Below are 24,707 nucleotides of genomic sequence, written 5' to 3' on the forward strand. Positions count from 1 at the left end.
CATCAATAGTAATAGACAGAGGAAAATTTTAAAAATAGTTGTCATCCGACTTTAATAGTCCAATCAACCCAAACGGAACTATCATGGTGGTATAGGAGCCCTAAAACAGTTGTATGTCTGAATCTTGCCCACAGTGTAACACGAATAACCGTATGCCATGATCCGTCATGGAGAGTTGACTCTTTTACTATACCCTCTGAAGAGGGCATGAATTCAATTGTATGATGGGATGAGTCTTCATTATATGGTATGTCAAAGTTCCATATTGCCTGGGGATCAATTGCATCTCCATAGACTTTGTATCCGCCTATTGCTATTGGGTAAGAGACAGGTCCTATAGATATAGTCATTGTCTGATCTTTCTCCAGAGTACCAGCAGGCTTCATCTCTCCCAAGCGCCCACTTAGTGCAGAGTCAATGCCCCAATCATGGGTGATTTTTATACCATCCGTAAAGTAGCTTCCATAATCGCCGCCTATGGCTACTCCTGGTGTAACGCGGTAAGTTCCATGTCCGTCCTCATCAGTAGTACATAACAACCTTTCTTCATTTGGGTTTCCATCATTCCAGAGTCCCCAAATAGAGAACTGGGCATACAACTTTCCATAGGGGGAATCATCATAGTTCAATTCCACTCTGCCAAAATTGTGCCAGTATGGAGAGCTCTCAGTGGAGTAAACCTTGACATTTCCGTTGCTACCCACGGTTTTAACTTCCCAACCCTTGGGGACACCGATCTTTCTCTTTGGGATCCTATCTGGCTTGAATGTTGGTGCTTTCTTGCTCCACTCCAAAAGCCTACTCTGGATTTTTTCAACATCAATAGGAGAACCAGCCCTCTTTACAGTGATCAGAATATCAACCCTTCCATCTTGGGTCACTTTCATACCGTAGCCTGTTATAGCTAAGCCTTTTGGAAGTCCCGGAACCGCATAGGCGTGCCATTTAGCATTTGGAGTGCTTTCTTCGGCAAGCTTCTGAACCGTGTTTTTAAGGACATCCGTGTTCAGTGGGAGACCTTCCTCATTGTAAAGGAGATAAGCGGTGTAATTGCTTCCATCAATCTTCTGAACGGTTGGGACGCCGTACTGAACCGCCCTACTTGTGGGGTATGCTGCAACCACGAAGAGACTTCCAATCAAAACTCCAAGTACAAACCACACTATCTTTTGTCGCATCTGACCCCCCCAACAGGGTTGTCAATATAGTTAGCGCATCCAAAGTATTTAAGCCTTTTGCATGTTAGAAATTAACAATCAAAAAAGCTATGCATTGGACTAAAATTACTAAAGAAAAATAGAAAATTCACTTCCTCTTGGCCCTCTGGAGGCGGGCCTCCTGGAAGGCCTTGGTCCACTTGAGCTTCCTTGGGTTCCTGCCCATGAAGTAGAGCTTCTCGCACTTGCCGGAGCAGAAGAACAGGACTCTGCCGTCGTTCCTGACGTACATCTTGCCGGTTCCCGGCTCGAACTCCTTTCCGCAGTAGGAGCAGACGTTCCAGCGGGCCATCTTCATCTCCTCCTCCTGATCTCTCTGGCCTCACGCTCGGTCTCTCTGAGGATGACTATGTCACCAACGCGGACCGGCCCCTTGATGTTCCTCCTGATGACGCGGCTCTTGTCGCGGCCCTCAAGAACGCGAACCTTTACCTGGGTGACGCCACCGGTGACGCCGGCCCTTGCGATGATCTCTATAACCTCAGCGGGAAAGCCTTCGTCGCTCATTCTTCACACCCCTTAAAACCTCGCGATGAATTTGATGTGAATGAAGGAAAAGGAGCTCACTTCATAAGCTCCTTAACCTTCGTGGCTATATCCTCAACGAGCTCGCGGGCCTTGCCCGCCTCAACTATGGCGACGCTCGCGGCCGGAACCTCAAGGCCGGCGGCGGCGCCGAGCTCCTTCTTGCTCGGAACGTATATGTACGGTATCTCCTTCTCCTCGCACAGCGGCGGGAGGTGGGCAACTATCTCCTCAGGATCAACGTCCTCAGCGATTACAACGAGCCTGGCCTGGCCCCTCTCTATGGCCTTGGTGGTCTCGTTGGTACCCTTCCTTATCCTTCCGGTGTCGCGAGCAACCTCGACGGCCTCAAGGGCCTTCTCAGCAAGCTCGCTTGGAACCTCAAACTTCACGTAGCTCGGCTTCGCCATCTTTCATCCCTCCGAAACCTCATCGTTCATCCAGTTGTCAAGGTAGGAAGGCGGATTCCGTTTTTAAACCTTTCCGTGTTCAGTGGTCCTTCATTATCTCCCTCAGCACGCTCGTGGCGTAGACTCCCTTTGGAAGGAAGAAGCGGAAGCACATGCCTGTTTCTGAGATGTAACCATAGGTAAGCCCAATGGGTCTTATGAGCAGTTCCCTCCTCCCGCCGGGCTCCGCCATCGGCTTCGGGAGTCTCTTAAAGACATCAAGCGAGATTCCCTCTCCTTCAAGGATTTCCTCCTCAAGCCTTCCGGGGATGCCTTTTGCTCGCCTCATTGCAAAGCCGAACAGCGGACCGGAAATCATCGCTTCGTTTCTCCTTATCTTCTCGTTCACGAAATCAGCGTTGGTCTCGGTGACGCGGTAGGTTCTGTCGCGGTATGGTACTCCACCTTTCACCTGAACGACAACATCCCCAACGAGAGCTTTGTTTAGGGGCAGACCCTCCTCAATCCTCCTTGAGATGTAGAGGTTGAAGAGGTAGCTCTGGTAGGAGTGTATGAAGATACGCATTATAGGAAGGGGGAGGCTGAGGAAGGACCTCCTCCAGCTGCCAGTCTCTTTATACATGTGCAAGAGCGTCCTCTCGTAACGGAGGAAGTTTGGGAACTCTTCCAAGGCTCTGTCAACGTCTCCCGTCTCCCAGAAGTTCTTTCTCGCTTCGTCTCCCTCCATTCGACCTTCGTGGGCACCGAGGAAAAGCCTCGCCGCCCCCCCAAAGTCTCCCTGCAGGAGGAGCTTTCCGATGATGTGGTTCGTGACCCTCCTTTCCCCGAAACGCTGGTAGCCGAAGTAATTGGGGAAGCCGCCTTTCTCGCGGAGCTCTCTCACGATTTCCTTCGTTCTGCCAAAAGCGTCCTCAGGAACGTCCCTCACGATTATTTTAAACCGGTTGCCGATTAGATGGCCGAGCTTTATGAAGCGGCCGTAGGAAATGAAGCGGAGCTCGATGTCTTTAATCTGAAGGCCCTCAACCCTCTCCTTTGCATCGGCTGGGACGCTTATGTACTGGTAGGTAACGGCGTGCCTGTCCTTCGTTCCTGCAAAGCCGATATCGCGGTGCCTCATTCCGGCCCTCTTGGCTATCTCTTTGATGGTGGCCATCGTGTCCCAGTTCCGCTTTTTGAGAAGGAATATAGCGTGCTTCCTCCCCTCAAAAATTGAAGGAAGGGGGTCTTCGATAACTACAAAGTCCTCAGGTTGAGCTTTTATCCGCCCGCCTATCCCGGGCTTCTCGCTGAGATGCCTGAACTGGGAGAAGAACTCGCGGTAGTCCATAATCATTCCTCCAGAATTCTTAGGAATTCCCTAAAAGACTTACAGTTATGCTTGAGCTTGTCAAAATTCAGCTTATCTGCATAAGTGGGGAGCAGTGATTTTGTGTATCTCATTTTTCTTTTGAGTTCGTCGGAGGGCTTGGTACTCCACGTTATGCCTAGACTTTTACATATCCACTCTTCAATCTCGTATTCAAAAAGAAACACCCTAACAGGTGTTTTAATATTCTTGGGGATGTGGCTTTTGACTTCATTAAGTCGTTTGTGATAGTTATTTGGGCCGTCACCATCGTAGGCCACTATAATGGCGTCTGGGGATGAGGTGCTGACCGCTCGTATAATCTTGTCTGGCTTCGGATTGCACAGGTAGGGAGCGTGAACCGGGTTCTTTCTGCCTCTAAGTCGTTTAAGACGGACTTTGTGACTTAGCATTCCTAACTCGTTGAGTCTCTTTAGAACCCTTCTGAAGAACTCTCCCCCGTATGCGTCTTCCACGATTAGAGCAATCTCCTTTGGATTCGACGGCATTGCACTCACCGATCTTTTTTTACTCTTTGAATATCTCTCCGTAGAGCCATCCTTCGCTGAAAGCGAGTCCTTTCTCCTGAAGCATCTTTTTAATTTCCTCTGGATTGGGGATTCTCTTGAATACAGTTTCTCCATGAATCTTTTCAACAAAGATTACATCTGCAGGATCGGTCATATCAACCACAACCGGTGAGTGAGTGGTTATTATGGCCTGGCTCTCGCTGTTCCTTAGCGTGTCGAGGAGCAGTTCAAGGGTCTCCGGATGCAGTGAGTTTTCCACCTCGTCGATGATAAGGAGAGAAGGTTTGAGATACACAGCTGTGAGAATTGCAAGGGTTTTGTAGAATCCATCGGATATTCCAGGAGGTGCGAGTTCGAGTTCGCCCTCGAAGACCTTCATCATTACCCTTCCATCTTCAGTAAGCTGGAAGAAGACCCTGGTGTCAGGAAAGGCAATTGAGAGCGGTTCGGCTATCTCAGCGGGTAACTTTCCCTCGCGGAGCCAGATGTTGTAGAGAACCGGGATGAGGTTTGAGGCGTCCTCCATGAGAAGGGTTTCTTTGCGAGGGATCTTAGGGGCCTTGACTTGATTCAAACTCAGAGGTTCCAAAAGTAGAAGCTTGGAGACATAAATAGTGACTTCACTTATCACCCCTAAGATTCCGGGTAAGGAGTCACTCAAATTGGGGCATACTACGGGTATAGCAGCATCTTTAATCCTAAAGTCCTCCCCCGATAGGTAGCACATTTGATATGAAATCGATTTGTCTTTGGAGTAGTGGCCTTCACTGGCTTCACACAGCTCGAAAAGACTTTTGTTTGTATATTTATCTGGAAGAATGTACTCTTTCACTGTTTTCAACGCGGAAAACATTTCAAATTCCCTGGTTTCGACTGTAACCGGAAGCTTGGAGACAGCAGTTCCCAACCACTCAGAAGCGTATGAAATACGAAGTGAAACACCCTCTTTGACTAGCTTCAAGTAACCTTTTACACCTAATATCTCTTTCAGAATCCTAAAGCTCCCTCCCGTTCCAGTAAATGTCGTCTCAAAATACACCTCGTAGCCATCCACATCAAAGAGCATTCCGATGGTTATTGGAAGCTCTTCCTTTCCGCTCCAAACGACGTTGTTGTAGCCCCACCATTCAAGGAACGGGTTGGTATCTTTCTCAACGTAGATCTTCCTGAGAAGCTTGAAAACCTCGATTAGATTGGTTTTTCCAGATGCGTTGGCTCCGATTAGAACGTTGAACTTACTAAGCTCAACCTCGCAGTCTCGCAGGCTCTTGAAGTTCTTAACGATGAGTTTCTTTAACCACATCTCTCTCACCATGTAACAAAACGGTGAGGAATATTAAAGAATTCCGCCTCACACCAGCTTGAGGTGTCCCGTCACTTTGTCAACCAGTTCCTCCGGCCCTGGGCCAACTGCGAGAACCGTTATCGTGCCCGGCGGAATCTCCGTCAAACCCGCGTCCCTTATGAGGGCAGTTGGGAGGCCAAGTTTCTCCGCTTCGGCCTTGAGTTTGAAGAGCTCCTCAAGATTCTCGGCTTTAACGACGACTTTCTTCTGTCCCTCATGGAACCACGCCTTGAACCACTCTGGCTTTTCTTTCTGGGCCTTTAAAGCAGCTGTAACTGCCCCATGCGCCACCTGAACTGCGAACTTGCCCTTGCTGAGCTTGAGGTCCCTTCTCGTGACCATAACCTGTTTGAACTTAAACTCGCTCATGGAAGAAAAGAATGGAGAGGGGTTTAAAAAATTGGCCTCTCTAACGCCTCTCGGACTTCTCAATCATCTCAACCCTGAGCTCCCTTATGAGCTGCTCCAGCTCGTCGCGCTTCCACCTCTTCGGAAGTCCCCCTGGCCTGCTCCTCCTCTTACGCAGGAGGACCTTGCGGAAAATCTGAACCTCCCTGTAGTACCCGTATGCCAGGTACGCCAGGATCAGCGCTAGTATCAGGAGGATGATTGAGGTTATCTTCCAGTAATCCGGTTCGCTCTTCTTGGGCAGGTAGTCAGATATAACTCCCTGGAGCCGCTGGGCGAGGGCCGTTGCGTTCGTGGAGTTCTGGAGGGTCTGATTCACGAAGGAGGGGAGCTGGTTCTCGTTTGGGTAAACGTGGACGGTCTTCTCCTTCAATATGACCTTTGGAGGCACGCTGTCCAGGACGATGGCCGTGCCAATGTTCAGCTCGTGTTCGTTTCCAAGCGGGTCTTTGTAAGTCAGAGAGACTTTGATCGGAAAGCGACCCTCTGAGAGAACCCTGACCTGGATAGCCTTTTGGACGCTCTTTCCTGCGCTTATGTTGCCTACACCTATGAGTGCCGGGCCAACGACACCCGCCGGATACTCCACGTGGATGGCCGCATCCTTGACGAACTCAAATTCGGGGTTGTCCCCGATGGCGGAGACGTTGAAGAGGATGGTCGCAGGATGCCCCTTCTCAATCTTCACGTACGTTCTCCAGTTTCCGCCGTAGGTCGAGTTGGAGGCCAGGACGTTCATCCGGAGCTCCGGGAGTGCGTAAACCCTGACCGTCTCCGGCTCTGAGGTGACTTGAACCTTCGAGCCCGATTCGTTGTAGTACGTTGCCATAATGCCTGAAATCTTGAACTCGCCGGGAGAAGTTGGGCGGAGAATGTAAACGAGGGCCGGAACGCGGGAATAAGCCGGGAGGTCGCCGACCGACCATCCTGCCTCTTTTCCAACGAGCTCAAAGCCGGAGGGTATGGGTGCGGCCACAACGAGGTTTCTGGCATCACCGGGTCCGAGGTTCTCAACGTTTATGTAAACTGCAACTTCTCCCCCCACCATGAGCTCCGTGGGGACGGTGCTTACAGAGAGGTTTACGTTGGCGGGTCTCTGAGGAGCTATGACGGAGGAGCCCATTGGGGCGTACACGTTGATAAAGGCCCTGCCATGTTCGGAGTCGATATCACCGAGGGATACCATGAGCGCAAAGCCCTCCGGCTGAACCGGTTCGTTGTCCGGGGAGAGGGTGAGTGACGTGGAGTTCCCGCTTTCTCCGTTTAGTTCAATTGTCGCGGAGCCGTTTTTGATTCCAGTTAGGAGAACGGTGTATGTCCCGTTTTCAGTCGTGACGTTGAGGGATTCGCCGGTGAAGAGGTAGCCTGAGTAAACGGGTATGTAGGGTTTTGGCTCCTTCGGTTTCACGGGTACGGAGGAGTTGCCGGCGGGAATCGTGGTGAGCGTCAGGTTCTCGGCGTTCAGGGCGGGCATGTAAATGTCCAGCACCGCGGAAGACGGTGATGCTGAGACCAATAAGATGTGCAGATAATTTTCGTAGCGGAGCGAATCCGAGAGTGGATAATTAAAGGACTTCCCCTCAAACCGGTGGAGAATGAAGGTTATGAAGCCCGAGTAGGGGGGTATCCTAACGCCAAGTTTGGCGCCGTTTTCCCAGGAGTCATACAGACGAACCTGGACGTTGGAATTTAGAACTACCGTCTCGTTTTTCGTCATTTCAAGGTTGTCTCTGACGACTTTCAGGGGGGACGATATGAGCAGGGTCACCGTGCCCTTAGCCCTGTCTATTGTCTGCACCGTTACCTCGAATATCTCTGAGCCCCTCGATGGAAAGTAGCCCGTCTCTCCTTCCCTCAGGAAGAAGAGCTGGGCGCCCCCCGGATGAAGCACCTGGATTGTGACGAGACTCCAGTTGGTGCTCACATCGTAGAACTGTATCGTATAGTTGGCTATCTCCACGCTGTCGCCGAGACCGAGGGTTATCGGGGTGATTGAAGCCCTCAGAGTAGAGGTGGCCCCTATGTAGGGCAGCGGTATTAAAACCAGAAGGCCGATTAACAGCAGGGCAAGTTCCTTTCTCATCCTTTCGCCTCCAAAACGTTATTACTATCGAAGCTGACCAAAATAGGAAGGAAAGTATAAAGGCCTTACGGCGTGAGCCTCCGCCTGTCGCGCGGGAATAGTATGACCTCCCTTATGTTGGGAAGGTTCAGCATCTGCTTTATGAGCCTCTCCGCGCCCAGACCAAAGCCTCCATGGGGCGGCATGCCGTAGCGGAAGGCCTTGAGGTAGAACTCAAAGCTCTCTGGGTTGAGACCTTTCTCCTTTATCTGCTCGACGAGGACGTCGTAGCGGTGCTCCCTCTGGCCGCCGGAGCTTATCTCCACACCGCGGTACTCAAGGTCAAAGGCCCTGCACACTTCGGGCTTATTATCATATCTCATTATATAGAACGGCTTGGCCTCGCTGGGGTAGCGGTGCAGGAAGTAGAGGGGAGCCCCTTCGTTCTCCATCATGTACTTTCCAAGGAGCCTCTCACCTTCTGTGTCTATGTCCTCGCCCCAGGAAATCTCCTTGCCGAGGTCGGCGAGAATCTCAAGGGCCCCCTCGTAGCTCACGCGCGGGAAGGGCAGCTTCGGCTCCTCAAGCTCGAAGTTGAGGATTTCAAGCTCCCTGGCGTTGTTCTCGCGGACGTATTCCACGGCACGGGCGACAAGTCCCTCAAGGAAGTCCATAACCTCCTCCTCGTTCTCGATGAAGGCCATCTCGCTGTCTATGCTCCAGGCCTCGTTGAGGTGTCTTGTGGTGTTGTGCTCCTCGGCCCTGAAAATCGGAGCTATCTCGTAAACCCTGTCCAGGCCGCTCGCCATCATTATCTGCTTGTAGAGCTGGGGGCTCTGGGCAAGGAAGGCGTCTTCCTCGAAGTACTTCATCGGGAAGAGCTCGGTTCCGCCCTCCGTGGCGGTAGCTATGATCTTCGGAGTGTGAACCTCAACGAATCCGTTCTCGTGGAAAAAGTCCCTGACGGCCTTGAGAACGCTTGAACGTATCTTAAAGATGGCCATTACCTCTGGGTTCCTGAGGTCCATGAAGCGGTTGTCAAGGCGAGTGTCGAGCTCTGCCTTCACTTTTCCCGTGGGATCAAGCGGGAGAGGGCTCTCCGCCCTGCTGAGGACTTCGAGCTTCTCTGGTAGGATTTCAAAGCCGAGTTTGGCCTTGGGGGTAAAGTTCACAACTCCCTCCACCGCAACAACGTCCTCGGCGTTGAGTTTGGGTATGAGCTTGAACAGTTCGGGGTCGACCTTCTTCTTGGGGGCGGTTATCTGGACTATTCCTTCCCTGTCCCGTATCCAGAGGAACTTTATTCCTCCTAGGTCCTTAACCTCCCATACCCATCCTGCAACCTTAACCTTCTGGCCGTTGAGCTTCTCGGTTATCTCGTTGGAGTAGTGAGTCCGCAGCATGAGCATCACCGGAGAAAGCGGGTTGCCATGCTTTTAAAGTTATAGGAAGGGTTATCGGAAGAAGAGGGAAAACAAGGGGCCGTCAGACGAAGGCGATTTTGACGTCCTTTCCAGTGAGAAGGGTCATGACCTTCTCAAGAAGCTCCGGCTTCTCGGGGAGCCTTTTCCTGTCCCTGCTGAGGACTAAGACCTTGTAGGACTGCTTTCCACCGGGCTTGTGAACTATGTTCACCCCGAAAACGCTGGCAGGGTAGAACAGGTCCGTGGCAAGCTTCTTGAGCTCCTCAGTCGCCTCACCCTCTGCAACCTCTATGACGCGAACCCTCTTGCCTAGCTCCTTTACCATGGCCTTTATGTTCTTTCCACCCTTTCCTATCACAATGGGGACATCACCCTTCCCGACGGCGATGACGACGAGATCTCCAGCCTCAACGGCCTTCTTTAACTCTATATCAACGTCACCTAGGAGCTTGTAGAGCATCCTAGCCACCTTAACATCGAGCTCAGAGATTATACCCTCCTGAAGCTTCTTCTCGTCCGCGGGACAGAGAATACCATCCGTCTTCAAGCACACCTCACATATCGGCGCCTTCATTCGCTCACCTCCAGAATGACCGTGAACGGGCTAACCTAAATTCAGGAAGGCATTTAAAAAGGTTATTATATGCGTGCGGAGATGAAAAGTGCGATAAATTCTAGGGGAAATCTAGAGCTCCCCCTCGATTTCCAGCCTTATTCTACGTACGAACTCCTCTGTGAAGTGATGGCGCTCCTCCGCGACCCGCTTGGCGGTTTCCGTGTACATCAGATCCTTCAGCTTTAGAATCTTCTCCTCGAAGTGCTTGAGCGAGTCCTCGATGCTGCGCCCGTGCTCCCCGGAGTACATGAACACCCGCGCGATTCCTATGGCCCCAACGGCATCGAGCTTATCAGCATCGCTGAGGATTTTGGCCTCAAGGGTTCTTGGTTCCGGGCCACGGGAGAATCTATGGGCCTCTATTGCATGAGCAACCGCCTCCACTTTCTCTTCAGGATAGCTGAGTCCCCGCAGGAATCTCCGCGCTATCCTCGCCCCCTCAAGGGCATGGTCCTCTACCTTTCCGGCGCTTTCAAGAGGCCTGGCAACATCGTGCAGTAGAGCCGCCAAGGCCAGAACCTCCAAGTTGCCTCCTTCCTCCTTCCCTATGTGCAGGCAGAGGTTGAAGACCCTCTCCACGTGGCTGAAGCCATGCGTTCCTTCCCTTTCAAAGAATCCCCTGGCGAACTCCCTCGTCTTCTCCACCAGCGCTCTGGAACGTGGGTCCGGCAGGAACTCCTCAAGTTTCATTCAATCACCCAGTTCAGCGTTGATGAGTGCCTTTAAAAGTTCAACCATCGCCACGTGGACCTTTAGGGGGATGCCATCAACGCTGGCCTCGGCTTTGCCGGTTACACCGTCTATGAGACCTCTCTCGGACAATGTGGAAACGATTTTACTTTCACTCCAGTCCTCCAGCAGGTTCTGGCCGTACTCTATTGCGGCTTGGGCCACGAGGCCGTAGGCTCCCCAGTTGGAAACCGCGGAAACTATCAGCTCATCGGTTTCGACAACGCTTCCTATTTTCTCGCCGTTGGGAATGAACCTCTCAATGAGTTCCCGGATTTTTCCCATTCCGGCCTCGTTGCCTCCGTCGCCTATTCCTATCGTTGGGATTCCGAGGTTTGTGGCCTCGATAACGGCCCAGTCAAGGGCTTCCCGTTCAACCTTAATTCCCCTCATTGAGTACCTGTTCCCGTCCGGGGCCATTCCCGGCGTCTCTATCGTAACAACCAGGGAGTAGCTTGAAACGTCAGGTTTCCTGACGAGGGATGAACCGAATGGGGCGAGGGCGCTCTCCACTTCAGGGTAAGTGAGGATATCCGCCTTTCCACCCATCCTTTCAACGGCTCGATAGAGGGCCAAGGCTCCGGGTGGCCCGTCCGTCTCTGGCTTCCAGGCAGGAGGCACCGGAAAGCCCGTGATTATCAGAACTTTTGAATAATTGTCTAAAAGTATTTTTGAAGAATTATGTAAAAAATTAGGATTTTCCCCCCGGTAGCGGAGGTACACATCCAGGATGCCCCTGTTCCCGACGTCCGTGTTTATGAGGTGGGCTATCATTCGCCCTCACCAACTTCGTAGGCAACTATTTTGACCCTCTTTCCTTTGATGGCTTCCTTGAGTTCCCACCAGAGCTCCGTCGGCTCCTCGCTCCTGTGTTTCAGCTTGTGGCCGTTTTCAAGCTCCACTTCTCTCTCCTTGAACTTCACAAAAACACCTTTCCCTGAGAATATTTCCTTCCCCTTCATCCAACCACCTCCAACACTTTTCTCAGTTCGTACAGGGTATGAATCTTAAAGTCCGCGAGGTGTATGTCGTGCTCCCCCTTTCTGTCTATCCATACAGAGGTCATCCCGACGTTTTTAGCCCCATAAACGTCCTGCCACGGGGAATCCCCAACCATAACGGCCTCGGAGGGCTCCGCACCAAGTGCCTCAAGGGCGAGGAGGAACATCTTTGGATCCGGCTTTACCGTCCCGGCGTCTTCTCTGGTAACCACCACGTCGAAGTATTTTGAAAGCCCTGTTAGTTCAAGCTTCAGCCTCTGGTACTCTGGCCCGCTGGTGACGACTCCTAGGGAGTATCCCTCCTCCCGGAGCCATTCTAAGACTGGTGGCACGTCCGAGTAGACATGGAGCTTGTGGGGGTACCCTCTCAGGATATCCTCGTATTTCATATCAAGCTCGAAGAGATCAAAGAAGAAGTTCCAGTCGTGCCACTCGTAGGAGTCCCTTCTCTCCATTATCTCATTCAGAAAGATGTTCCTGGCCTCTTCCTTGTTGATGCCCCGTTTTTTTGCCAGCTTTTCGTAGACCTGGGGCAGGAACAGCATCATTAAAGGCTCCTCGGTCAGCAATGTGTGATCTATATCAAAGAGAATCGCCTTTACCATTCCTTACTCCCCCCACTTCTTAACCAGCAGTGCAAGCACTTGTGCCTTTCCTCTGAGGTTTCCATCGACCACCATCCCCCAGATTATATCCTTCTCTCGCAGGAGCCCCTGGAACCGTTCAAGCACTGAATGGGCCTCCCTTAGGGCTACGTCATCTCCAACAAGTGTCACTACCAGCCCCCTGTCCCACAGCCCCCAGTGCCAGTCGAAGTCTATTCTGTCCAGCAGCCTCAGAATCCCGACGTTGCCCCCGCCGGTGACAGTGAAAAAATCGGCGTAATCAACGTTTATTAACATCCTCCCTTCGAGGTTTGTGTGGAGGTATGTAAATGCCCGTGCGATAGTTTCTGCGGCCCTCTGATATGCCTCGACCAGAGGTATGTCCTGATGCAGAAACTCCCACAGGGAATCGTAGAAGACTGTCTCAAAGGAATCCGCCCATTCGGGTTTCTCCTCATTAACAAGCTCCCTTTCTGGCGTGAATATGTAAGCCAGCCTCAGGGTGCCTTCAGGAGCACTCTCGGCGATGATGTTGAGAATTTCGATGTTTACAGACCTGTCCTCAGCGACCACCCAGACGATGGACCGCTCCGGGAGAGCGGAGAAGAAGGAGCTGATCCTCTCGCGGTACCTCTCGGTTCGCAGGATGTAGCGGCCGGGGTCTATTCTAACCTTAACAACATCCGAAGACACGCCGTCGACCACCATTCCACCAGTCTTTCCGATTCCAGCGAAAACGTGGGTGAACCCCAGCACTTGTCTCCCCAGATTCTATGATGGGCGGGCCTCTTAATAAAACCTTTCATAGGGATCTAATGAGAGTTGTGAAGGAATTAGAAGGGTGAGGGCTCTGAACCCTCTACACTCCCAAATCCCTCTCATAACCTTCTTCGGTGAGGTATCCCCTCCTCACGAGTTTCCCATCAACATAATCGTAAACGAGTGGCACTCCAGTGGGGATGTTGAGACGTAGAACTTCTTCCTTCGTGAGCCCCTCTATGTGCATCACTATCGACCTTAGGCTGTTTCCGTGGGCGGAGACGAGGACGTTCTTTCCCTCCCCCAGCGCTGGAAGGATTTTCTCCTTGAAGAACGGCACCGTCCTCTCTGCAGTATCCTTGAGGCTCTCACCTCTCGGTGGGGCGATGTCGTAGCTCCTCCGCCAGAGGTGGACTTGCTCCTCTCCAAAGACCCTCCTCGCGTGGTCCTTATCCCATCCCTGAAGCTCGCCGTAGTAGCGCTCGTTGAGGTGCCAGCTCTTGATTACAGGTATGAAGTCCTTTCCGTCTTTTCCGTGTATTTTTCCCCACTCGCCCATCTTACCCTCGTGGAGTATCACTGGAACCCTTTCGCTCTCTGTCATTGCCAGCATCGCAGTCTGAATGGCCCTGACGAGCTCGGATGTGAAAATAATGTCAAAGTGCCATCCCCTCAGGAGTTTTCCTGCTTTTAATGCCTCCTGGATCCCCCTCTCGCTGAGCGGAACGTCAACCCAGCCAGTAAAGAGGTTTAACTTATTCCAGAGGCTCTCACCGTGTCGAAGGAGGACGAGTACAGACACCTGTTTTCACCAGTGAGAAAATAGAAGGGGGGTTTAAAAATATTGAGACTGAAAGAGTTCACTCCAAAGTAGCGTGCTTCCTCTTCATGTCCTTCTCGGTCTTCTGGAACGTGGCCATGAGGAGGGCTATAACACCGTCCATGAAGACCATCGTGGAATCCTCAAAGAGGGTTCCCATGGGAGCTATCCATTTGTACTGGGTGAGCATCTGTCTCGCTATGTAATCAGTTGGCACGTCGCTCTTCGTTCTGCCCGGAATCTCCACGACGACATCGGCGAGCTTTCCAAGGGTGGAGTTTGAGTAGGAGGTTATCGCGGCCACCTTTCCGCCCTGCTCCTTCGCTATCTTAGCGGCGTCGACTATGCTCTGGGTCTCGCCGGAGCCGCTGATAGCTATGAGAAGGTCACCGGGTTCGAATGCAGGGGTTATGGTCTCGCCAACGACGTAGACGTTGAAGTCGAGGTGCATAAGTCTCATTGCAAAGGCTTTGCCCACCAGACCGCTCCTTCCTGCGCCATACACGAAGATTTTGTTGGCGCCTATCATGGCATCTACGAATCCGCGAACCTGCTCAAGCTTGAGCGAGTCGGAGACACTGGAAATGTGCTCCGCTATGTCCTTCATAGCCTTCCTGATGGTTTCCATGTACTCACCCCAGAAGAGGTCTATTATCTGTCTGGTAACTTTCTCCGGATCCTTTGCCTTCGTTATGGCGCCGCCGACTATGACTATTGTTGCACCTAGCTCTATGACCCTTGGGATGGTTTTCAGATTAAGTCCTCCGGCCACAGCAACGGGTATCTTGACCGCGCTGATGACCTTTTCGAGGTCTTCGAGTGGGCTCTTTCCCTGAACCTGTTCGTCTATCCCCGTATGGACGAGGATATAATGGACCCCCATGGCCTCTATTTCCTTCGCCCTCTTCACTTTGTCCTTTACGCCAATGAGGTCAACCATCACCTTTACGCCGTAGCGCTTGGCCACCTCAACGGCGTCCTTTATTGTCTTGTCATCTGCAACGCCTAGAATAGAAACAACGTCTGCCCCGTGTCTTGCGGCTATCTCCACTTCGAGGGCTCCTGTGTCCATCGTCTTAAGATCAGCGACGATTTTCCTGTCCGGGAAGCGCCTCTTGAGTAGTTCCACTGCACGCATTCCCTCTTTCTTTATGAGGGGTGTCCCAACTTCAAGCCAGTGAGCGCCGCCGCGGGCGGCTTTCTCGGCTATAGAAATGGCCTGCTCTATGTCGGTTAAATCAAGTGCAACCTGAAGTATCATCCCTCGACCTCCGAGGATTTTTCAGTTGAACCTCTACCTGTTCGCTTTTAAAGCTTTGTCATATGAATTTGACATTTTTGTGTCGCCCCCCCATAACGGATAAGAACCAAAAGATTTTAATACAATAATTGTTAAATTCCTCTTTGAGGTGCCAACGTATGTCGAAACAGGAAAAGGGGTGGGATTACCAGAAGTTTTCTTACCCTAATGATGATCGTCGCCGTTGTGGCGGCAGCTTCAACAGCCAGCGGTTGTGTTGGTGGTTCAGGTTCAAGTGAGAAGAACTGGCTTGAACTCGTTCCTGCAAACGCGGTTGCGGCCGCTGTTTTTGACGTCTCGACAGTAAAGGAGAAGGCCGTCCAGGATGTCCTCAAAAACCTGACTCTCTACAGGGAGTATCTCCAGTTCAGGCAGGAAGTGCTGAACGAGACAGGGATTGACATCGAGACGCTTCATAGGGCGATATTTGTGGTGAACGACGTGGATTCCAACGAGTATACCATCCCCGATATCGCGCTCTACGTGGAGGGTAAAGTGGACACGGAGAAGTTTGAGTCAAAGATTAAGGAAAGCAAGGTTAACCTGACGAAGACCACGTATGATGGGGTGACCCTCTATTACTACCCAGAGGACAACTCGGCCGTCGCGTTTACCTCCGATTACATCATCCTTGGATCTAAGAGTGTTGTTGAGCAGGTCATTGACCTTAAGAATGGGAAGGGGAACTGGGCCAAGCAGTACAGCGACGTTGTGGGCAAAGCCGGCGGGGGCAACCTGGTGGCCGTTGCCGACGCAAGGTACTTCGCGGGCAAGATGGGCTTGAACAAGCCAGGGGAGGGCAGGACAGAGGTACTAATTCGGCCGATTGAAAATCACATGAAGTACGTCGCCCTCAGGCTGAACGTGGGCTCGGAGGAGTACCGCATAAGGGTCGTTATCGAGGCCGATGACGAGGACGGTGCCCGGATGATAGCCAAGAACGTAAAAGCTGGTCTTACCCTCCTCAACACTACGCTCACCTTTAGGGCCCAGGTGGCGGGTAACAGCAGCCAGTTCAAGGCCGCGCTCGAACTCTTGAACTCCATATCTGTAAAGCAGGATGGAAGCTTTGTCTCGATGGGGCTGGATGTCATGGAGAAGCAACTAGAGGAAGTGGCCAGCATGGAGCTGGCTGGTAACGAGTTCGGCATGTCAAAGTATCCCGGTGGCTCACTTGATAACAGCACGACAGAGATTCAGATAACCACGACCTCACCGAACTTCGGCGGATGAGGATTTTCACATTTCTTTTTATCTTTTAAACAGAACTGCCCTTTTTCTTGAGGTGGTGCCCATGGGAAAGCTCATCCCCCTCCTGATCAAGGAACTGAAGCTCATATCCAGGAGACCCACGGTGCTCTTTCTTCTCATTCTCCTTCCGGTTTTCTTTGGCCTTGTCTTTTCAAGTTACACAAGCGCCATCCCACGGGATACCCCTGTGGCGATAGTAATCGATGAGAAACTTCCCCCAGTTACTGTGAAGGAAATAATGGTCATAGCCTCCACCTTTTCCCATCCACACTTAGTCAGTGACCTCCCGCGGGCACTTAGTGGCCTTCAGAGAGAGGACTACTACGTTGTCATCGAGATAAAGCGCTACGAGAGCTTTACGAACGCCAGCTACGTCGTCTACTACGATGACTCAATGACCCCCGTTGCTTCGGTCTCCTCAGACCTGCTTGAGCTTCTTCGGGCGCGTTTGGGAGGAACTGATATAGAGGAGCATCCCGTTAACGAGCACGTTTCTCTCCCAGAGTTCTTTTTCCCAGGGGTTCTGCTCCTTCTGGCAGTAATCGTCGGGTTCGAGGTGGTCTCGGACAACACCCTTGAGGAAGGGACTGCCCTGCCGAGGCTTAGGGCTTTCTCGTCGCTTTCCTTGAATTTTACAATCAGGATAGCCGTTGCGATTCTTGTGATGCTCTTCCAGGCGGTTCTGACCAAGCTATTACGTGTTAACCGGTACCAGCGTGGGGTTCAGCTGGGGAGCCGTTGCCGTGCTCGTGCTGTCAACTCTCTACCTTTCCCTCATTGGTTTGGGAACAGTTTTCCTCTTCCGATTCCAGAGGCACGCAAAGAGCTTTCTCCAGATGCTGGCGGGGTTTTTGATATTCATCTCCGGCTTCTTCTACCCAGTGGGATTCTTCCCTCCTTCCCTCCAAAAGCTTGCCCTTCTAACTCCCACGTACTATTCCAGCGTTATGCTCAGGGCGTTCATGTATAGGGATGTATCTATTGGGCTTTTCACTGATTACATGGAAATCCTCCTCCTGACCATTGTAGCCCTCGTCATCATTGACTTTGTACTCTACAGGAGGATAAGAGAATGGGGAGCGTCCTAAAGGTTGAGAACCTCAGGAAGTCCTACGGGGGCAAAGAAGTCCTACGTGGAGTGAACCTCGTACTGAAACGGGGCGAGACAGTGTGCATCCTCGGGAGGAACGGGGCCGGCAAGACTACCCTTCTGAACTCCATACTCGGCACAACATCGTGCGAAGGAAGGATTGAGGTGAAGGTGAATAAAGTGGGCTTCCTCTCTCAGAACCCAGCCCTCTATCCCCGCCTAACTGTTTGGGAGAACCTGAGCCTCTTCAGCGCACTTATGGGAGTGGAGATGGGAAGCGAAATAAGTGAGTTGGTGGAACTCCTCGGAATGTCAGGTGAGGTAAACAAGAGGGTCATGGACATGTCCCACGGCAACGCGAAGAAGGCTGAGCTTCTGTGTGCCCTGGTTGGAGACCCTGAGCTACTCATTCCGGACGAACCCCTGGTGTCCCTTGACTACGATTCAAGAAACGCGGTTTTGAAGCTTCTTTCCAGAATGAAAGAGAGTGGAAAAACTATGCTCATAGTCACACATCTTCCAGAGGTCATGTGCCCTCTCTGCGATAGAACTTACGAACTCGTGGACGGAAGGCTCCGTGAGACAACCTGCGAGAATACCTTAAAAGAGAATAAAAATGGTGGTTGAGGTTCACTTGAGTCTTTCCAGGATTATGGCGGGGCATACCTTTGTAACGCCGGGTATCTTGCCTATTTTGTTTGATATTATGTCGGAGAGGTCCTCCCCGTTCTTGGCCCATATCTCCGTCATTATCATGTGGTCTCCGCTCGTCAGGTAGAGGTTCCTAACGAACTCGAACTCCTTGAGCTTTTCAGCAACCTCAAATATCTTCTCTGGAAGGGTATCCACCCCTGTCAGGCTGACCAGGTTGTATCCGAGTCTGGAGGGGTCTATGACGACTGTGTACTGCTTTATAACCCCAGCCTCTTCAAGGGCCTTCACGCGCTTCCTGACGGCTGTCTCGCTAATGCCGAGTACCTTCGCTATCTCGGTGAAGGGCGTTCTGGCGTCCTTTGTTAGCATGTCAATTATTACCTTATCCCTCTCATCAAGCAAATTCCCCACCTCCATCTATCTGATTTCAAACTACGACGTAACCCTATATTAACTTAATGGTTCCTTTTTTCAAACGTCTTAAACCGACCACCACTTCGACGTGGGGAGTGTGGGGAAACATGTCGAAACCGCGCACGTTCTCGACATGATACCCCTCCTTAAGCTCTTTCAAATCGTTTGTAAGCGTCTTCGGATTGCACGATACGTAAATAAGGTTTTCGGGTCCATCGCGGAGGAGCCTTCTGCGCAGCCGCGGATGGAGACCGCCCCTTGGAGGATCCACTATCACGGTGTCGTATTTGGATAGGTCTTTTACGTCCCTATCCTCCCCAACTTCAAACTTAGCTTCTACCCCGTTGAACTCGGCGTTCTTTCGTGCCATCTCGACGGCGAATGGGTTCACCTCAATCCCCTCTACGGAGGCCCCCCCTTTGGCCACGTATATCCCGAAGGTTCCCACGCCGGAGTACAGATCAAAAACTCTCTCTCCGTCCACAAGGGCCGCGACTTCCTTAAGGAGGTTGACCGCCTGATAGCTATTGGTCTGAAAGAAGCTGTTGGGGTGGATGAGGTACCTTACACCATCGAGCTCCTCAGTTATGTACTCCTTTCCCCAGAACCTCTCGACATCCCCGTAGGAGACATCGCTCTGGGTTCTGTTGACGCTCCAGTAAATGGAATCAGCGTATTCAAAGTACTCTGGGAAGTCCTCCGGGAGATCTCCCTGGGACGTTACGAGGTTCACCATGAGGTCGCCGGTGAACTTGCCCTCCCTTATTACAACGTACCTCAGAAAACCCGTGTTCTTCCCTATCTCGTATAGTGTGGGCTTTTCCTCTGCTATGAACTCCCTAACGGAGCGCAAGACCTTTTGAGAGGACGGCCCAAAAACCGGGCACTCCTCTATATCGACTACATCCCACCATGTTCCGTATCTTCTAAAGCCGATGCCTTTTGTTGAAATGACAATATCAATGCGATTTCTATGTCTAAAAATCTTTGGAGAGGGGACAACTTCAACATTCATACCCAAGATAGAGTTAAGTTTTGCCTCCTTGAAACGAATCTGCTCCTCGTATGGGAGATGCTGGAGCAAGCAGCCCCCGCAGCGACCGAAATAGGGACACTTGGGCTCGATCCTCATCTTTGAAGGTTCCAGGACTTCGAACTCTGTTGCAATGAGCTTTCTCTTCTTTCTGCGCGTTTTATTCACCACGACAACGTCTCCGGGGGCTGTAAATGGCACTCTAGTCTGCCTTTTTCCGAGAGGGGCTACCCCAAGTCCATCCTCGTCCAATCGTTCAATCCTTGTTCTCGCCGTCATCTGGGGCCGTTCTCAGAAACCTTTATAAAATCTTACGGTCGTCACACTGCCAAGTTTTGTCCAGCAAAGTTTATTTATGTTGAGGCGTAGATTATAGTGGTGTTTCCCGGATGCTCGGCAGGAGAAAGGACATGGTGTATAAGGTTCTGGCAACCAAAAAGCGGGCTGTGGCCCTTCAGCACTTGAGCTCAGAGCTCGAAACCCCCATGCCGGCACTTCTATCAACGCTGAAGAAGCTTGAGTCCGACGGCCTTGTTGAAGTATTCTACGGCCGCGAAAAAGCCAGTATAATGGTAAGGGCAAAGACCATTGACGATTACGTTTAGCCCCCTCTCCTTTCTCTTCCCGTTTTCTCCAAAGGTTTATAAATTCCCATTTCGTGCCATTTTCGGCGAGAGCAATCTGGAGGTGATTCTCATGTCTCACAAGTCAGCGGAAATGTATGAGCTCAAAAAGAAGGTCGAGGAGTTGAAGGAATATCGAGGTCGAGCCACTGAGCTTGTAAGCCTCTACGTCCCGGACGGTTACGATATCAACAAGGTCATGCAGCAGCTGCGAGAGGAGTACGGAACGGCACAGAACATCAAGAGCAAATCGACGCGAAAGAACGTTCTTGGGGCACTGGAAAGGGCAATGCAGCACCTTAAACTCTACAAGCAGACACCTGAGAATGGTCTGGCTCTCTTCGTTGGAAACGTCAGCGAGCAGGAGGGCGTGAGTGATATAAGACTCTGGGCGATAGTCCCCCCTGAGCCGCTGAAGGTGAGGCTCTATCGATGTGACCAGACCTTTGTCACGGAACCCCTTGAGGAGATGCTCCGCGTTAAAGACGCCTACGGCCTCATAACCGTCGAGAAGAACGACGCCACCATCGGGCTCCTCCGAGGAAAGAGAATAGAGCTTATAGACGACCTCCACTCCACCGTCCCAGGAAAGACCCGCGCCGGTGGTCAGTCGGCGAGGCGTTACGAGCGCATTAGGGAGCAGGAGACCCACGAGTTCATGAAGAGAATAGCGGAGCACGCGAACAACGCTTTCCTCCCGCTCCTTGAGAAGGGAGAGCTTAGAGGCATAATCATCGGTGGTCCGGGCCCGACCAAGGAGGAGTTCGTCGAGAAGGGCTACCTCCACCACGAACTCCAGAAGAAGATAATCGGCGTCGTGGATATAAGCTACAGCGGCGAGTACGGCCTCAAGGAGCTGGTGGAGAAGGCGAGCGACATACTGAAGGATCATGAGGCCATCAAGGAGCGCCACCTCATTCAGGATTTTTTCAGGCACCTCGTTAAGGACACGGGAATGATAACCTACGGTGAGAAAGAAGTTAGAAAGGCCCTTGAGCTCGGGGCGGTCGATACCCTCCTCATCAGCGAGGGCTACGACAGGGTTCGCGTCAAAGCCCACTGTAACAACTGTGGCTGGGAAGAGGTAAAGACCATGAGTGAGGGGGAATTCCACGTTTACAAGAAGAGACTTACCCACTGCCCGAAGTGCGGCAGCCAGAACATCAGCTTCGAGAAGTGGGACGTGGCCGAGGAGCTCATAAAGATGGCAGAGGAAGCTGGCTCGAACGTTGAGGTCATATCCCTTGACACGGAGGAGGGCCAGCAGTTCTACAAGGCCTTCGGTGGAATCGCCGCCTTTTTGAGGTACAAGATTCAGTGATGTTGTTTGTAAGCCTCTTTTCTTCTTTTAAACCAACCCATTTAGCCGTAACAATTCCTTGCCTAAGCTTTTGAAACGGACTTTGTGTCGTTGGTAGAAACCCTTAAGTATCGGGGGCGATACCTAGTATCGGGGGCGATACCAAATGCTGTTTGATCCAAGGCCTAAGGAGAGGAGGGAAGAGATTTTTGACAGAGACAAAGAACTGGAGAGCATACTCAACGGAATGCGTGAGTATCCTATAAGCCTTATAATAGGAATCAGACGGGTTGGAAAAAGCTCCCTGCTGAAAGTTGCCCTGAACGAATATCCCGGTATTGGGATCTACATCGATACCCGCCGCCTATATTCTGCCGGTAGCGGCAGCATAAGCTCAGCCGTGCTCGTTGACGAGATAACAAGGATACTCCTTGGAAAGGGCAGGGTTGGTTTTCTTAGGGGAATCAAGGTTGAGAAGGTGAATCTTGCCGGCCTGCACTTAAAACCCCGTGAATCAACGTGGGTTGACCTCCTGGACGGGATGGAGCAACTCGGCAGAAAAACCGGAAAAAAGGTCGTCGTTGCCTTTGACGAGGCGCAATACCTCCGCTTTTTTGGCTCCAGAGGGGGTAAAGACTTCCTCGCTGGAGTGGCTTACGCCTACGATTCACTCCCAAACATTGGCTTCGTGTTTACAGGTTCCGAGGTGGGCCTCCTTCACGACTTCGTTGGAATTGATGACTATTCAAGCCCTCTCTACGGCAGAATATCAGAGGAAATTGAGGTAAAACCGTTCCCCCGGAAGCTCTCAGAGGAGTTCCTACGGGAGGGCTTTGAGGAGGTTGAACTTAAAGTTCCTGAAGAAGAGATAAAGAGGGCAGTGGACAACCTTGACGGAATCCCCGGGTGGCTCGTGGAGTTCGGCTTCAACTACTGGAAAAAGGGAAGCTTTGAGAAGGCTATTGAAGCGACCCTGAACAGAGCAAGGGCAATGATAAAGGAAGAGCTTTTTGAGCTGGAAAAACGCTCCCCTCGCTACGCTTTGATTTTAGAGGCAATTTCAATTGGACTTTCAAGGTGGTCTAAGATAAAGGACTACGTGGAAGCCAAGGGGGGCCCGGTGACCAACGCACGCCTAAACAGCCTTCTCGTAAACCTGGAGAAGATGGGCTGGATAAAGAAGGAGAACGGCCGCTATTTGATGGTAGACCCCGTTGTGGAAAAAGTGATGAGAGAGGGATAGTTACATCCTCTCCGGTGCCTCGATGCCGAGGAGCTCCAGGGCGTTCCTGAGAACCTGCTTGGTGGCCAGCACGAGGAGCAGCCGTTCCTCGACGATGCCCTCCTCAGCCTTGAGCACCGGGTGGTCCATGTAGAACTTGTTGAAAAGCGAAGCCAGGTCGTTGAGATAGGATGGAACGAGGTGCGGCTTGACGTCCCTGCCGGCGCTCTGGATGACCTCTGGGAACTTCGCGAGGAGCTTGATGAGCTCCTTCTCCCTGCTGGTGAGCTTTGAGAAGTTGGCCTTCTCAAACAGGGCCTTCCACTCCGTTTCTACCCCGCTCTCTCCGGCCTTCCTGAGGATTGATGCACAGCGGGCGTGGGCGTACTGGAGGTAGGGCGCGCTGTCCCCCTCGAAGTTCAGCACATCGTCCCAGCGGAATGTGATTATCTTGTCCGGGCTGTACTTGATGAGGTTATACCGGACGGCTCCAACTCCCACCGCTTCAGCTATCTCGTCCTTCTCCTCGTCCGTCAGGCTCGGGTTCTTCTGCTCGACCAGCTCCCTCGCCCTCTGAACCGCCTCGTTGAGAACCTCATCGACGGTGAAGCCGACCCACGTCCCCTTCCTTCCAGAGAACGAACCCTCCGGTCTTACAACGTGCTCGTAGGCGAGGTGGTGGAAGTTCTCGGCGGGATCCTCGAAGCCAAGGAGCTGGAGAGCGTACTTTACCGCCATCTGCGGGTGCTTCTGCTCTGCACCGATGACATTGATGACTATATCCGCCCCTCCGAACTTTCCGGGCATCTCTTTTCCATCGAGGGCCGTCGTCCACGTCTCGTGGTTCTCTCTCTTGTCCCAGGGCTTGTAGAGCATGTCAGCCTTTACCTTGCCAAACTTCCAGAGGTGGTAGGCTATGTCCTTGCCCGTGTAAGTTGCCGTCCCGTCGCTCCTCTTGAGCACCAGGAACGGGTTCTTCATGTCGGGGAAGAGCTTCCTCAGGTCCATCACGAAGGTTCCTTTATACTTACCCTCCGTCGCCCAGAAGAAGTTCTCGTTCTTCTCTATAAGTCCGTAGGCCTCTCCAAAGATGCCGCTCTTCATTATGTCGCTCTCCCAGCTTAGGAGGTCGTAGGTTATCCCCATGCGGTAGGTCGTCAGCATCTGTGCCCTAACAACGCGCTCGGCAAGCTTCCTTCCAATCTCAGCTATCTCGTTGTCCCCCTCTTCGAGCTTCTTCATCAGCTCGCGGACTTCCCCCTCAACCTCAGGATTTGTCTCTATGCGCTTGTTCACCTCGACATAGAGCAGGCCCATTACGTGGTCTATGAAGTCCTCCTTCAGGCCCTTCCCCCGGAGCTCCGCTTCAATCCTCTCAAACTCCTCCTTCAGGTTGAGGTAGCCCCATAGAACTTGGGCGAACTGAACGCCGAGGTCGTCTATGTAGTTCTGGACCTCGACGGTGTAGCCGAGCTTGCGCATTATCCTCGCCATTGTGTCACCGAGAACGGAGTTCCTCGCGTGCCCCATGTGGAGCGGTTTTGTCGGGTTCACGGAGGTGTGCTCGACGATGACCTTTTTCCCCGCTCCGATTTCGCTCTTGCCGTAGTTCGGCCCCTTTTCGAGTATCTCCCCAACGAGCTCCCTTCCAAACTTGTCGTAGTCGAGGTAGAAGTTTATGTAGCCGTTCACGGCCTTAACGTCCGCTACTTCCTCCGGAAGCCTCTTCTTCAGTCTCTCGACTATCTTCTCTGCTATGAGCTTTGGGGCCTTCCTGAAGACCCTCGCCAGCTGGAAAGATACCGTAGTTGCAAAGTCGCCCAGCTCGATGCTTGGCGTCTCGTCGAAGATTATCTCGCCCTTCCATTCTTTTTCCGCTTCTTTGAGCATTTCATCAAGCGTTTCCTTAAGGATGAGCTTTACATGTTTCTTAACTTCAGCATAGCCCATTTACACCACCGGCCCCACTTGGGCCCAACCTTTAAAAACTTCTCCCGCGAATTTACTCTGGGGGTGAGTGG

General features: G+C 52.0%; 27 protein-coding genes and 1 pseudogene. 7 read left to right on the forward strand and 21 right to left on the reverse strand.

Translation table 11 applies throughout. The features are described 5' to 3' along the window. Positions 1-41: 41 nt before the first annotated feature. The 18 genes from E3E29_RS02205 to hxlAB all read right to left on the reverse strand — a co-directional run bounded on the left by E3E29_RS02205 (position 42) and on the right by hxlAB (position 15,060). Positions 42-1,178 carry a hypothetical protein gene (locus tag E3E29_RS02205; protein ID WP_167909293.1) on the reverse strand — a complete coding sequence of 379 codons (1,137 nt, stop codon included), beginning with the start codon at positions 1,176-1,178 and terminating at the stop codon, positions 42-44. A gap of 127 nt (positions 1,179-1,305) precedes the next feature. Further along, positions 1,306-1,509, reverse strand: a complete 204-nt coding sequence (locus tag E3E29_RS02210; RefSeq protein ID WP_167909818.1) for a 50S ribosomal protein L24e — start codon at positions 1,507-1,509, stop codon at positions 1,306-1,308. Between the two features lie 2 nt (positions 1,510-1,511). After that, positions 1,512-1,724, reverse strand: a complete 213-nt coding sequence (locus E3E29_RS02215) for a 30S ribosomal protein S28e (RefSeq protein ID WP_167909294.1) — start codon at positions 1,722-1,724, stop codon at positions 1,512-1,514. 56 nt (positions 1,725-1,780) lie between these two features. Next, complete coding sequence (gene rpl7ae, locus E3E29_RS02220; RefSeq protein ID WP_167909295.1) at positions 1,781-2,152, reverse strand: 50S ribosomal protein L7Ae; 372 nt, start codon at positions 2,150-2,152, stop codon at positions 1,781-1,783. Positions 2,153-2,231: 79 nt separating this feature from the next. Further along, entirely contained in the window at positions 2,232-3,482 is a 1,251-nt protein-coding gene (gene truD / locus E3E29_RS02225) for a tRNA pseudouridine(13) synthase TruD (protein WP_167909819.1), read from the reverse strand. A gap of 2 nt (positions 3,483-3,484) precedes the next feature. Further along, a complete protein-coding gene (locus E3E29_RS02230) occupies positions 3,485-4,018 on the reverse strand; it encodes a hypothetical protein (protein WP_167909296.1) in 534 nt (177 codons plus the stop codon). A 10-nt stretch (positions 4,019-4,028) separates the two neighbouring features. Further along, on the reverse strand, positions 4,029-5,333 hold the full coding sequence (locus E3E29_RS02235; RefSeq protein WP_167909820.1) for an AAA family ATPase: 1,305 nt from the start codon (positions 5,331-5,333) through the stop codon (positions 4,029-4,031). A gap of 48 nt (positions 5,334-5,381) precedes the next feature. After that, on the reverse strand, positions 5,382-5,744 hold the full coding sequence (gene pth2 / locus E3E29_RS02240) for a peptidyl-tRNA hydrolase Pth2 (RefSeq protein ID WP_167909297.1): 363 nt from the start codon (positions 5,742-5,744) through the stop codon (positions 5,382-5,384). 40 nt (positions 5,745-5,784) lie between these two features. After that, positions 5,785-7,866, reverse strand: a complete 2,082-nt coding sequence (locus E3E29_RS02245; RefSeq protein ID WP_167909298.1) for a DUF11 domain-containing protein — start codon at positions 7,864-7,866, stop codon at positions 5,785-5,787. A 65-nt stretch (positions 7,867-7,931) separates the two neighbouring features. Continuing rightward, positions 7,932-9,248, reverse strand: a complete 1,317-nt coding sequence (aspS, locus tag E3E29_RS02250) for an aspartate--tRNA(Asn) ligase (RefSeq protein ID WP_167909821.1) — start codon at positions 9,246-9,248, stop codon at positions 7,932-7,934. A gap of 82 nt (positions 9,249-9,330) precedes the next feature. Beyond that, on the reverse strand, positions 9,331-9,843 hold the full coding sequence (locus E3E29_RS02255) for a KH domain-containing protein (protein WP_167909299.1): 513 nt from the start codon (positions 9,841-9,843) through the stop codon (positions 9,331-9,333). Positions 9,844-9,954: 111 nt separating this feature from the next. Next, complete coding sequence (locus E3E29_RS02260; protein ID WP_167909300.1) at positions 9,955-10,575, reverse strand: HD domain-containing protein; 621 nt, start codon at positions 10,573-10,575, stop codon at positions 9,955-9,957. Then, positions 10,576-11,388 carry a glutamate cyclase domain-containing protein gene (locus E3E29_RS02265; protein ID WP_167909301.1) on the reverse strand — a complete coding sequence of 271 codons (813 nt, stop codon included), beginning with the start codon at positions 11,386-11,388 and terminating at the stop codon, positions 10,576-10,578. It abuts the gene before it with no gap. Further along, on the reverse strand, positions 11,385-11,576 hold the full coding sequence (locus E3E29_RS02270; protein ID WP_167909302.1) for a hypothetical protein: 192 nt from the start codon (positions 11,574-11,576) through the stop codon (positions 11,385-11,387). Before E3E29_RS02270 ends, E3E29_RS02265 begins: the two co-directional genes overlap by 4 nt. Further along, on the reverse strand, positions 11,573-12,220 hold the full coding sequence (locus tag E3E29_RS02275; RefSeq protein WP_167909303.1) for a TIGR02253 family HAD-type hydrolase: 648 nt from the start codon (positions 12,218-12,220) through the stop codon (positions 11,573-11,575). Before E3E29_RS02275 ends, E3E29_RS02270 begins: the two co-directional genes overlap by 4 nt. Before the next feature lie 3 nt (positions 12,221-12,223). After that, positions 12,224-12,976, reverse strand: a complete 753-nt coding sequence (locus E3E29_RS02280) for a hypothetical protein (RefSeq protein ID WP_167909304.1) — start codon at positions 12,974-12,976, stop codon at positions 12,224-12,226. Positions 12,977-13,079: 103 nt separating this feature from the next. Beyond that, the gene (locus E3E29_RS02285) at positions 13,080-13,781 is read right to left on the reverse strand and encodes a 2,3-bisphosphoglycerate-dependent phosphoglycerate mutase (RefSeq protein ID WP_167909305.1); all 702 of its coding nucleotides are present in this window, start codon (positions 13,779-13,781) and stop codon (positions 13,080-13,082) included. A gap of 58 nt (positions 13,782-13,839) precedes the next feature. Next, entirely contained in the window at positions 13,840-15,060 is a 1,221-nt protein-coding gene (gene hxlAB, locus E3E29_RS02290) for a bifunctional 3-hexulose-6-phosphate synthase/6-phospho-3-hexuloisomerase (RefSeq protein WP_167909306.1), read from the reverse strand. Between the two features lie 207 nt (positions 15,061-15,267). Between hxlAB and E3E29_RS02295 the strand changes: the two genes are divergently transcribed. The 4 genes and pseudogenes from E3E29_RS02295 (at position 15,268) to E3E29_RS02305 (ending at position 18,067) form a co-directional block, all read left to right on the forward strand. Next, complete coding sequence (locus E3E29_RS02295) at positions 15,268-16,332, forward strand: hypothetical protein (protein WP_167909307.1); 1,065 nt, start codon at positions 15,268-15,270, stop codon at positions 16,330-16,332. A gap of 767 nt (positions 16,333-17,099) precedes the next feature. Further along, positions 17,100-17,255 (forward strand): annotated as a pseudogene (locus E3E29_RS12085) (ABC transporter permease); the annotation flags it as partial. A 42-nt stretch (positions 17,256-17,297) separates the two neighbouring features. Next, positions 17,298-17,438 carry a hypothetical protein gene (locus E3E29_RS11730; protein WP_240922729.1) on the forward strand — a complete coding sequence of 47 codons (141 nt, stop codon included), beginning with the start codon at positions 17,298-17,300 and terminating at the stop codon, positions 17,436-17,438. Continuing rightward, positions 17,423-18,067: an ABC transporter ATP-binding protein gene (locus E3E29_RS02305; protein WP_167909309.1), complete on the forward strand. Its 645-nt coding sequence runs from the start codon at positions 17,423-17,425 to the stop codon at positions 18,065-18,067. Before E3E29_RS11730 ends, E3E29_RS02305 begins: the two co-directional genes overlap by 16 nt. A 3-nt stretch (positions 18,068-18,070) precedes the next feature. Here the strand turns inward: E3E29_RS02305 and lrpA are convergent, their stop codons facing one another. Together lrpA and rlmD are read right to left on the reverse strand one after the other, a co-directional pair. Further along, a complete protein-coding gene (gene lrpA, locus E3E29_RS02310; RefSeq protein WP_167909310.1) occupies positions 18,071-18,496 on the reverse strand; it encodes an HTH-type transcriptional regulator LrpA in 426 nt (141 codons plus the stop codon). Between the two features lie 43 nt (positions 18,497-18,539). Further along, positions 18,540-19,820, reverse strand: coding sequence for a 23S rRNA (uracil(1939)-C(5))-methyltransferase RlmD (gene rlmD, locus E3E29_RS02315; protein ID WP_167909311.1), 1,281 nt, complete (start codon positions 19,818-19,820; stop codon positions 18,540-18,542). 110 nt (positions 19,821-19,930) lie between these two features. On the opposite strand from rlmD, the gene E3E29_RS02320 reads away from it, so the two are divergent. The 3 genes from E3E29_RS02320 (at position 19,931) to E3E29_RS02330 (ending at position 22,707) form a co-directional block, all read left to right on the forward strand. Further along, positions 19,931-20,146, forward strand: coding sequence for an ArsR family transcriptional regulator (locus tag E3E29_RS02320; RefSeq protein ID WP_167909312.1), 216 nt, complete (start codon positions 19,931-19,933; stop codon positions 20,144-20,146). 91 nt (positions 20,147-20,237) lie between these two features. Next, positions 20,238-21,485, forward strand: coding sequence for a peptide chain release factor aRF-1 (prf1, locus tag E3E29_RS02325; RefSeq protein WP_167909313.1), 1,248 nt, complete (start codon positions 20,238-20,240; stop codon positions 21,483-21,485). 145 nt (positions 21,486-21,630) lie between these two features. Then, the gene (locus E3E29_RS02330) at positions 21,631-22,707 is read left to right on the forward strand and encodes an ATP-binding protein (protein WP_167909314.1); all 1,077 of its coding nucleotides are present in this window, start codon (positions 21,631-21,633) and stop codon (positions 22,705-22,707) included. Here E3E29_RS02330 and E3E29_RS02335 read toward each other — a convergent pair whose 3' ends face one another. Next, positions 22,708-24,636: an arginine--tRNA ligase gene (locus E3E29_RS02335; protein ID WP_167909315.1), complete on the reverse strand. Its 1,929-nt coding sequence runs from the start codon at positions 24,634-24,636 to the stop codon at positions 22,708-22,710. Positions 24,637-24,707: the final 71 nt, after the last annotated feature.

Source organism: Thermococcus sp. Bubb.Bath (assembly GCF_012027595.1).
Classification (GTDB): Archaea; Methanobacteriota_B; Thermococci; order Thermococcales; family Thermococcaceae; genus Thermococcus.

What these genes read in the sequence shown, in the direction of transcription:
- E3E29_RS02205 (WP_167909293.1), bottom strand. Translation starts at nt 1,178, where the DNA reads ATGCGACAAAAGATAGTGTGGTTTGTACTTGGAGTTTTGATTGGAAGT.
- E3E29_RS02210 (WP_167909818.1), bottom strand. Translation starts at nt 1,509, where the DNA reads ATGGCCCGCTGGAACGTCTGCTCCTACTGCGGAAAGGAGTTCGAGCCG.
- E3E29_RS02215 (WP_167909294.1), bottom strand. Translation starts at nt 1,724, where the DNA reads ATGAGCGACGAAGGCTTTCCCGCTGAGGTTATAGAGATCATCGCAAGG.
- rpl7ae (WP_167909295.1), bottom strand. Translation starts at nt 2,152, where the DNA reads ATGGCGAAGCCGAGCTACGTGAAGTTTGAGGTTCCAAGCGAGCTTGCT.
- truD (WP_167909819.1), bottom strand. Translation starts at nt 3,482, where the DNA reads ATGGACTACCGCGAGTTCTTCTCCCAGTTCAGGCATCTCAGCGAGAAG.
- E3E29_RS02235 (WP_167909820.1), bottom strand. Translation starts at nt 5,333, where the DNA reads ATGTGGTTAAAGAAACTCATCGTTAAGAACTTCAAGAGCCTGCGAGAC.
- pth2 (WP_167909297.1), bottom strand. Translation starts at nt 5,744, where the DNA reads ATGAGCGAGTTTAAGTTCAAACAGGTTATGGTCACGAGAAGGGACCTC.
- E3E29_RS02245 (WP_167909298.1), bottom strand. Translation starts at nt 7,866, where the DNA reads ATGAGAAAGGAACTTGCCCTGCTGTTAATCGGCCTTCTGGTTTTAATA.
- aspS (WP_167909821.1), bottom strand. Translation starts at nt 9,248, where the DNA reads ATGCTGCGGACTCACTACTCCAACGAGATAACCGAGAAGCTCAACGGC.
- E3E29_RS02255 (WP_167909299.1), bottom strand. Translation starts at nt 9,843, where the DNA reads ATGAAGGCGCCGATATGTGAGGTGTGCTTGAAGACGGATGGTATTCTC.
- E3E29_RS02260 (WP_167909300.1), bottom strand. Translation starts at nt 10,575, where the DNA reads ATGAAACTTGAGGAGTTCCTGCCGGACCCACGTTCCAGAGCGCTGGTG.
- E3E29_RS02265 (WP_167909301.1), bottom strand. Translation starts at nt 11,388, where the DNA reads ATGATAGCCCACCTCATAAACACGGACGTCGGGAACAGGGGCATCCTG.
- E3E29_RS02270 (WP_167909302.1), bottom strand. Translation starts at nt 11,576, where the DNA reads ATGAAGGGGAAGGAAATATTCTCAGGGAAAGGTGTTTTTGTGAAGTTC.
- E3E29_RS02275 (WP_167909303.1), bottom strand. Translation starts at nt 12,220, where the DNA reads ATGGTAAAGGCGATTCTCTTTGATATAGATCACACATTGCTGACCGAG.
- hxlAB (WP_167909306.1), bottom strand. Translation starts at nt 15,060, where the DNA reads ATGATACTTCAGGTTGCACTTGATTTAACCGACATAGAGCAGGCCATT.
- E3E29_RS02295 (WP_167909307.1), top strand. Translation starts at nt 15,268, where the DNA reads ATGATGATCGTCGCCGTTGTGGCGGCAGCTTCAACAGCCAGCGGTTGT.
- E3E29_RS11730 (WP_240922729.1), top strand. Translation starts at nt 17,298, where the DNA reads ATGCTCAGGGCGTTCATGTATAGGGATGTATCTATTGGGCTTTTCACT.
- E3E29_RS02305 (WP_167909309.1), top strand. Translation starts at nt 17,423, where the DNA reads ATGGGGAGCGTCCTAAAGGTTGAGAACCTCAGGAAGTCCTACGGGGGC.
- rlmD (WP_167909311.1), bottom strand. Translation starts at nt 19,820, where the DNA reads ATGACGGCGAGAACAAGGATTGAACGATTGGACGAGGATGGACTTGGG.
- E3E29_RS02320 (WP_167909312.1), top strand. Translation starts at nt 19,931, where the DNA reads ATGCTCGGCAGGAGAAAGGACATGGTGTATAAGGTTCTGGCAACCAAA.
- prf1 (WP_167909313.1), top strand. Translation starts at nt 20,238, where the DNA reads ATGTCTCACAAGTCAGCGGAAATGTATGAGCTCAAAAAGAAGGTCGAG.
- E3E29_RS02330 (WP_167909314.1), top strand. Translation starts at nt 21,631, where the DNA reads ATGCTGTTTGATCCAAGGCCTAAGGAGAGGAGGGAAGAGATTTTTGAC.
- E3E29_RS02335 (WP_167909315.1), bottom strand. Translation starts at nt 24,636, where the DNA reads ATGGGCTATGCTGAAGTTAAGAAACATGTAAAGCTCATCCTTAAGGAA.